Annotated in this window: 1 protein-coding gene and 1 pseudogene; both read left to right on the top strand. The window is 37.1% G+C overall.

All coding sequences use genetic code 11. The features are described from left to right. Positions 1–840 (top strand): phage replisome organizer N-terminal domain-containing protein (locus BB045_RS09825; RefSeq protein ID WP_075140724.1); only part of this gene is annotated, 840 nt, incomplete at its 5' end. Next, positions 824–1066, top strand: a pseudogene (locus BB045_RS09830) (ATP-binding protein); the annotation flags it as partial. The gene BB045_RS09825 and the pseudogene BB045_RS09830, both read left to right, overlap by 17 nt.

Below are 1066 nucleotides of genomic sequence, written 5' to 3' on the forward strand. Positions count from 1 at the left end.
ACTAGTATGTTTGAAGATGAAAAGATTCGATTAATTGAAAGTTTACCAGATGCAGATACACTACTAATCATTTGGATTAAATTGTTGTCTCAAGCGGGCAGAACAAATGCCAATGGTTACATTTTTTTGAGTGAAAACATTCCTTTCACAGAAGAAATGCTCTCAACACTTTTTAATAGACCGATAGCAACTGTGAGACTCGCACTACAAACGTTTAAGCAATTCGGAATGATAGACATCACTGATGATCAGTACATATGCATCTCGAATTGGGAGAAACATCAGAACATCGATGGGCTAGAACGTGTAAAACAATTGAATGCTGAACGAAACAAAAAGTACAGTGAACGTAAGAAACAACAGCAATTAGCGCTAGAAAATAAGGTTGAAGAAAATGACGTTTGCGTGACGTCACGTGACGATACAGATATAGAAGAAGATAAAGAATTAGATAAAGAAAAAGATAAAAAGAAGAGAGAAAAATATTCCCGTCACAAGTTTGAAACTTGCGACATTAATGGGGCTAAGTATCTATTTGAAAAAATTAAGGGGAACAATCCTAAGCAAAAAGAACCTAACTTCAATAATTGGGCAAATGAATTTAGATTAATGCGAGAACGTGACAACAGAGAACCACAAGAGATTAAGGATGTTATTGATTGGTGCCAAGCTGATCCGTTCTGGCAAGGTAACATTTTATCTCCTAGAAAGTTACGTGAAAAGTTCGACCAACTAACAATTAAAATGAAATCTAAAAAGGGAGCGAGGAACAATGCAGAGAGCAGCGGTAGCAATACCAACCGATATAGCCAAAAAGGTGAATATGACTATGGATTCTGATGTGTGCGATACACATAGCATGTATAAGATGAGGTTCGGTGGACAAGTTGTTTGCCCTCGATGCTTCCTTGAAAACGATAGTAAGAAGCTTCAACAACAAGAACAGGCGAAATACGAAGCGGATAAAGCAAATGAGAAGAAGTTCATGTTCCATCAACAAAGCATGATCGCCGATAGCAACATTAAGAAAGCTAACTTTGAAAACTACCAACCTACTAGCGAGGAA

It is taken from the genome of Staphylococcus sp. MB377 (assembly GCF_001922505.1).
GTDB classification, from domain to species: Bacteria; Bacillota; Bacilli; order Staphylococcales; family Staphylococcaceae; genus Staphylococcus; species Staphylococcus haemolyticus.